The following is a 5,473-nucleotide window of genomic DNA, read 5'->3' as shown; positions in this document are numbered from 1 at the left end:
GCGCCTTCGCAGCGCTTGAAATCATCGTCCAATGCCCAGCGCCCATACACTTCCGGCTCCTGCCGCCAGGGTTCCAGGCATCCGTAGCGTTCGCGCGCGACCAGCGCCGCTTCCGGGTCGACCTCGTCCAGATACTTCAGCACCGCGGCGATCGACGCGGAAAGGCTATAAATGTCCAGACCGCAGAAACCGGCGCGATGCAAGGGCGGTTTCCTGGCGTTGTGCTCGCGCAGCCAGGTGAGAAAATCCGCCACCTCCACGTTGCGCCACATCCACATGGGGAAGCGCGTGAACGCCGGTTCGGCGTCTTTGGAAGGCGGCAGCCCGCGCACTTGGCGATCCACCACCGCCGCGTCCGGCCAATCGCCCTCGATCGCCACCATGGTAAAGCCGTGCGCATCGATCAGCCGGCGCGTGATCGCCGCACGCGCGCGATAGAACTCCGATGTGCCGTGCGTGGCTTCGCCGATCAGCACGATGCGCTTGTCCGCGAAACGATCGAACAACGCGCCGAAGGACGGATCGTCGATATCCGGCAGCAGTTCGGCCGCTTCGGCAATGCGCTGCGCGGTGGTGATGCGGCGATGGAAGGCGCGGCCGTCCTGCGTATCGTTTGGCCAGGCCGGTTGGTCTTGGGCATCGTGCCAGCCTTGCTCGCCGATCAACGGCACGAATTGCACGGCGCCGAGTTTTTCTTCTTCGTATTCATCCTCGCCGCAACGCACGATGCGTATCAGGTATTGCCGGCGGTGCGACATGCCCACCGGCATCACCAGGCGTCCACCGATGGCCAGTTGCTCGCGCCATGCCGCCGGCACGCCGGGGCCACCGGCGGACGCAAGAATCACGTCGTACGGCGCCGCTTGCGGCCAACCGAGCGCGCCATCGCCAATGTGCACGTCGACGTTGCGGTAGTGCAATCGTTCCAATGTTTCGCGCGCGCCTTCGGCCAATGGTGGATGGCGTTCGATGGTGTCGACGTGGGCCGCCATTTCCCCCAGCACCGCCGCTGCGTAGCCGGAACCGGTGCCGATTTCCAGCACGCGATCGTGCCTGTCGACGCCGGCCGCTTCGGCCATCAGCGCAACGATATAGGGCTGCGAGATGGTCTGTCCTTCGCCAATCGGCAAGGGGCCGTCATCGTAGGCAGCGTTGCGCAGGTTTTCCGGTACGAATGCTTCACGCGGCACGCGCTTCATGGCGGCGAGCATCACTGGATCGTGCAGACCACGGCCGGCGATCTGGCGCTCCACCATCTGCTGTCGGGCTTGTCCGAAATCAATCATGAGTGATGCATCGTCGATAGCCAACGTGGCTAGCGTGCGAGCCGGCATGTCTTCGGTGCGTCGAGGGCACAGCTTAAGCAGACAAAGTTGACGCTTGCGCAACGTCACGTGAGAGACGCTGCGCGGCGTGACGCAGCTTCGGAAAACACACCATGAGCAAACGCAAGAAATCCTTCGACCCAGCCGAAAACATGCACAATCTTGTCGATGCCAAGCAGCAGCGCAACCAGCAGACACCCGCCTGGCCGGGCGCCAGGGAGCGTGCCGAACCGCAGCATGCGCATGCGCGGCCGGCCGATGAACCGGCGCCGCACGACGTGGAACAGACTCCGCCTTCCGAATCCGGCTACGAACGCAACGACATCAACAAACGGCATCACTGACACCATCATCTAGGAACGATCGTGAGCCCGCTGGGCTGGCTGTTCCTGCTGGGCGCGCTGCTGTTGGCCACTTCGCTGTCGGCCGGCTGGCTGCGACGCATGCCGGTCACCAACTTTGCGGTCTACACGCTGGCCGGCTTCGCGCTCAGCCCGATGCTGCTGGGCTATGCGCGCATCGACCTGGTGCATAACGTGCATTGGCTCAGCGCCATCAGCGAAGGCGTGCTGGTGGTGTCGCTGTTTCTCACCGGGCTCAAACTGCGCGTGCCATGGCGGCATCCTTCGTTGCGCGCAGGGCTGCACCTGGCCGTGCCCGCCATGCTGCTATGCGTGGCCGCACTCGCCTGGACTGGCCATACGCTGCTGTCGTTGTCGTGGCCGCTGGCCTTGATCTTCGCCGCGATCGCCGCACCCACCGATCCGGTGCTGGCCAGCCTGGTGTCCGTCGACAACGCCCGCGACGACGATGCCTTGCGCGTGACCTTGTCCAGCGAAGCGGGCTTGAACGACGGTACGGCACTGCCGTTCCTGCTGTTCGGATTGCAGATGCTGCACGACACACCTGATACGCAGGACGTATTGCATTGGCTGGCACGTGACCTGCTCTGGGCGCTGCCTGCGGGATTATTGATCGGCTTTCTGCTCGCCCGCCTGATCGGCATCATCGCCACGCGCGCGAAAATGGCGAGCGGCGATCGTGCACCCAACGATTTTCTTGCCCTGGCCTTGATCGCACTCGCATATGCGTTCGCGCGCGCTTTTCACGCGTCGCCCTTTCTCGCCGCGTTCGCCGCGGGCGCTGGTTTGCGTCATACCGAATGGCGTGTCGTATCACGCCATCCACATCCGGATGTGGAACGCAAACAGGACGATCGAATGCATCCGCCGGCGGAAGTGCTGGTCAATCCGAACCAGCGCGATGAAGTGGCGCTGGAAGAACCGTCCGCCACGATCGGCCTGGTGGTATCGGATGCGCTTTCCTTCGGCGATACGCTGGAACGCCTGCTCGCCGTGGGCATGGTACTGGTCGTCGGCATCGCCTGTTCCGGCGCGTGGAGCAACGAAGGCGCGCTGATGGCGGGGTTGTTGTTCGTGGTCATACGGCCGCTGTCGGTGTGGTTCGCCAGTTATGGCGCGCGCATGCCGCCGGTGCGCCGATGGCTGGCGGGTTGGCTGGGTATTCGCGGTATCGGCAGCCTCAACTATCTGGGCTACGCCTTGACCCATGGCGTGCCGTCGTCCTTCATGCAGCGGCTCAACGCGATGGTGCTTACGCTGGTGGTGTTGAGCATCGTCGTGCACGGCGTAAGCTGCCAGCCCTTGCTTGCCTGGCGCGAGCGCCGTTTGCGCGAACGTGCAAAACGAGCCGGCGCAAAATCGTAGATGCGACCCGCATCATCAAACATCTAATGCACGACGCTCGCCACGACCACGCCAACGGTCAGCATCACCAACCCCGCCACGAGCCACGCCAGCTGGTCGCCCACCCGTCCCGCATGCAACACGCGCAAGGCCTTGATGGACATGTGCGCCGGCCATAGCACGCGATGTTTCAGCCATTTCGCACCGAACAATTGCGCAGCTGCGATCACCAGCGCGACGCTCACCGCGAGCCAGCCGGAGAATTCACCGCCGCGCGCGTCGGTGGGCACGCTTGGCGCCGCATAGGCCTGCTTGCCGCTCAGCACATCCCACGCCGGCATATGCACGAACGTAGCTGCCGCAGCGCGCGCCATACGCTCCAAGGGCAAACCGCCGACCAGGTTAACTACTACCAATATGAACAGCGGCAACAGCATCAGCAGCCAGGGACGATCGCCACGCTCCGATTCCTGCGGCATCGACGAACGCCCCTGCGGCAACTCGCCCTTGCCGAGAAAGATGCGCACGCCGGCACGCAGCGCGGCACCGCCGGTGGTGGCCGAGGAGATGATGATGATCGGTCCAAGCCAGTCTTCGCCCATCAGCTTGGCCGCGCCTTCCACCGCTTCGGCGCCCGAGCCCATGATGCCGATGGGAAAACCGGCAAGACACAAGGCGGCTACGAAGTAACCGCATGCAAGCACAGGGCGATCGCGCGCACGGCCGTACAGTTGGAACTCATCCACGCTGTCCAGCACCGCCGCCAGCATGCCTGCCGCCATGAACAGGCCGGCCTTCACGATGCCGTGGCCGAGCATGTAAAGCAGCCATCCTGTCGCGCCATGCGCGGTGACCAGGCTGAGCGCTGCCAGCATCACCCCGACGTGGCTCACCGTGGAATACGCCAGCAAGCGCTTCAGATGCGTCTGCTGCAAGGCCATGAAGCCCCCGACGATGGCGGTGACCGCACCCAGCGGCACCAGCAATCCATGCGCCAGCGACACCACCGCCGGCACGCCGGCAAATACGATGGCCAGCAATCGTCCAAGCCCTAACAAACCCACCGGCACCATCACGCCAGAGAAAATCACCGACACCGGCGACGGCGCCACCGCGTGCGCGTCCGGCAGCCAGAAATGAAACGGCACGCCGGCCGCCTTGATCAGCATCGCCGAACCCATCAACACGAATGAACCGCACGCCAGCACCGCGGCATGGCGTTCGGCCAAGATTTTGCCGACCAGCGCCATATCCAGCGCACCGGTCGCCGCATACGCCAAGCCCACGCCCGCCATCATCAGGAAACTGCCGATGGTGTTGATCACGGTGAAGTTCAGCGCGCCTTCCAGCGCCGCGTCTTCCAGCCGGTAGCCGGTGAGCGCAAAGGCGATCACGCTCATCGTTTCGAACCACACGAAAATATTGAACAGATCGTGCGTCAGGCAAAAGCCGATCATGGCAGCGCAGAACATCAGCATCAGCGCATGGAAATGCGCATGCACTTCCTCGAAGTAATGCCAGACGAACAGGAAGGTGAGCGCGAACAGGCCCGCGATGAATGCGCTCGCGCCGGCGCCGGCGCTGTCCACCACAAAGCTGATGCCCAGCACCGGCCCGCGCGCAGGACCCCACTGGCCATACCAGTAGGCCAGCGGCTGGGTAACCGCCGCATGCGCAAGGGCCATGCATGCCACGCTGACGGCTGCGGTGACGAGCACCGCCAGCACATCGATCACACGGCGCGGCGCCAGTTTTTCCACCAGCAAGGCAAGCGCTGCGGCCAGCAGCGGCACCACCACCGGCAACGGTATCCAGTGCAGCAGGTTCAAGGAAGGGGCTCCAGCTCTTCCGGGTCGAGCGTGTTGCGGCGCTTGTGCAATTGCAGCGCCAGTGCGAGCAACAGTGCGGAAACCGCCGCGCCCACCACCACGTCGGTAAGCACCAGCGCCTGCATCACCGGATCCACCGCCGGCGTTCCCGGCGGATGGTCATAGAAGATCGGTGGCCCGGCATGCCACACGAAGCCAATCGCCAGCAGCAGCACATACGTACCCGACTGCACCACCGAAAGACAGCCGATCAGATGCACGTAATGGCGGCTGGTGACCATGCCGTAGATGCCGATCGCCATCAGCCAGGCAGCGGCCAGCCACGGCAGCAGGCGCAGCATCACCGCTGGCCCTCCTCTTCCGGTTCGCGCGTTTCCTCCAGGAATTCCACCAGCGCGTTGGCGAAGCCGCCGGTGATCGCCATGCCGACCGCCACGTTGAACAGCGGAATCAGGCCGCCGCCAGTGAGCGATTTCGACTGCCCTTGCGGCAGCACGTTCTCCAGAAAACCCGCGCCGAGCGCCAGCGGCAGCAGGCCCACGCATACGCAGCCCGCTGCACCGAGCGCCTCCAACGCCTGCATCACTACCGGCGGCGTCACCTGTCGCCAGCT

The 5,473-nt window shown here is 64.4% G+C and carries 6 protein-coding genes; 2 read left to right on the top strand and 4 right to left on the bottom strand.

Annotation, left to right across the window (positions count from 1 at the left end):
• Nucleotides 1-1,286, bottom strand: a 1,286-nt coding sequence (locus ACTHNE_RS04415; protein ID WP_440268647.1) for a protein-L-isoaspartate(D-aspartate) O-methyltransferase, incomplete at its 3' end; no start/stop codon positions are given.
• A gap of 152 nt (nucleotides 1,287-1,438) precedes the next feature.
• On the opposite strand from ACTHNE_RS04415, the gene ACTHNE_RS04410 reads away from it, so the two are divergent.
• Together ACTHNE_RS04410 and ACTHNE_RS04405 are read left to right on the top strand one after the other, a co-directional pair.
• Nucleotides 1,439-1,669: a hypothetical protein gene (locus ACTHNE_RS04410; protein ID WP_324940827.1), complete on the top strand. Its 231-nt coding sequence runs from the start codon at nucleotides 1,439-1,441 to the stop codon at nucleotides 1,667-1,669.
• A 21-nt stretch (nucleotides 1,670-1,690) separates the two neighbouring features.
• Nucleotides 1,691-3,052: a cation:proton antiporter domain-containing protein gene (locus ACTHNE_RS04405; protein ID WP_440268646.1), complete on the top strand. Its 1,362-nt coding sequence runs from the start codon at nucleotides 1,691-1,693 to the stop codon at nucleotides 3,050-3,052.
• Between the two features lie 23 nt (nucleotides 3,053-3,075).
• Here ACTHNE_RS04405 and ACTHNE_RS04400 read toward each other — a convergent pair whose 3' ends face one another.
• The 3 genes from ACTHNE_RS04400 to ACTHNE_RS04390 form a co-directional block, all read right to left on the bottom strand.
• Nucleotides 3,076-4,860: a complex I subunit 5 family protein gene (locus tag ACTHNE_RS04400; RefSeq protein WP_324940824.1), complete on the bottom strand. Its 1,785-nt coding sequence runs from the start codon at nucleotides 4,858-4,860 to the stop codon at nucleotides 3,076-3,078.
• Nucleotides 4,857-5,201, bottom strand: a complete 345-nt coding sequence (locus tag ACTHNE_RS04395; RefSeq protein WP_324940860.1) for a sodium:proton antiporter — start codon at nucleotides 5,199-5,201, stop codon at nucleotides 4,857-4,859. Before ACTHNE_RS04395 ends, ACTHNE_RS04400 begins: the two co-directional genes overlap by 4 nt.
• Nucleotides 5,201-5,473: MnhB domain-containing protein (locus ACTHNE_RS04390; RefSeq protein ID WP_440268645.1), on the bottom strand; the 273-nt coding region annotated here is incomplete at its 5' end. The genes ACTHNE_RS04395 and ACTHNE_RS04390, both read right to left, overlap by 1 nt.

Source organism: Dyella sp. (assembly GCF_051954575.1).
Classification (GTDB): domain Bacteria; phylum Pseudomonadota; class Gammaproteobacteria; order Xanthomonadales; family Rhodanobacteraceae; genus Dyella_B.
The sequence above is the reverse complement of the archived record's forward strand: the minus strand, read 5'-3'. Positions and strand labels throughout refer to the sequence as shown.

Excerpts from the sequence above, each read along its gene's own strand:
- ACTHNE_RS04410 (WP_324940827.1), top strand. The coding sequence starts at position 1,439 with ATGAGCAAACGCAAGAAATCCTTCGACCCAGCCGAAAACATGCACAAT.
- ACTHNE_RS04395 (WP_324940860.1), bottom strand. The coding sequence starts at position 5,201 with ATGCTGCGCCTGCTGCCGTGGCTGGCCGCTGCCTGGCTGATGGCGATC.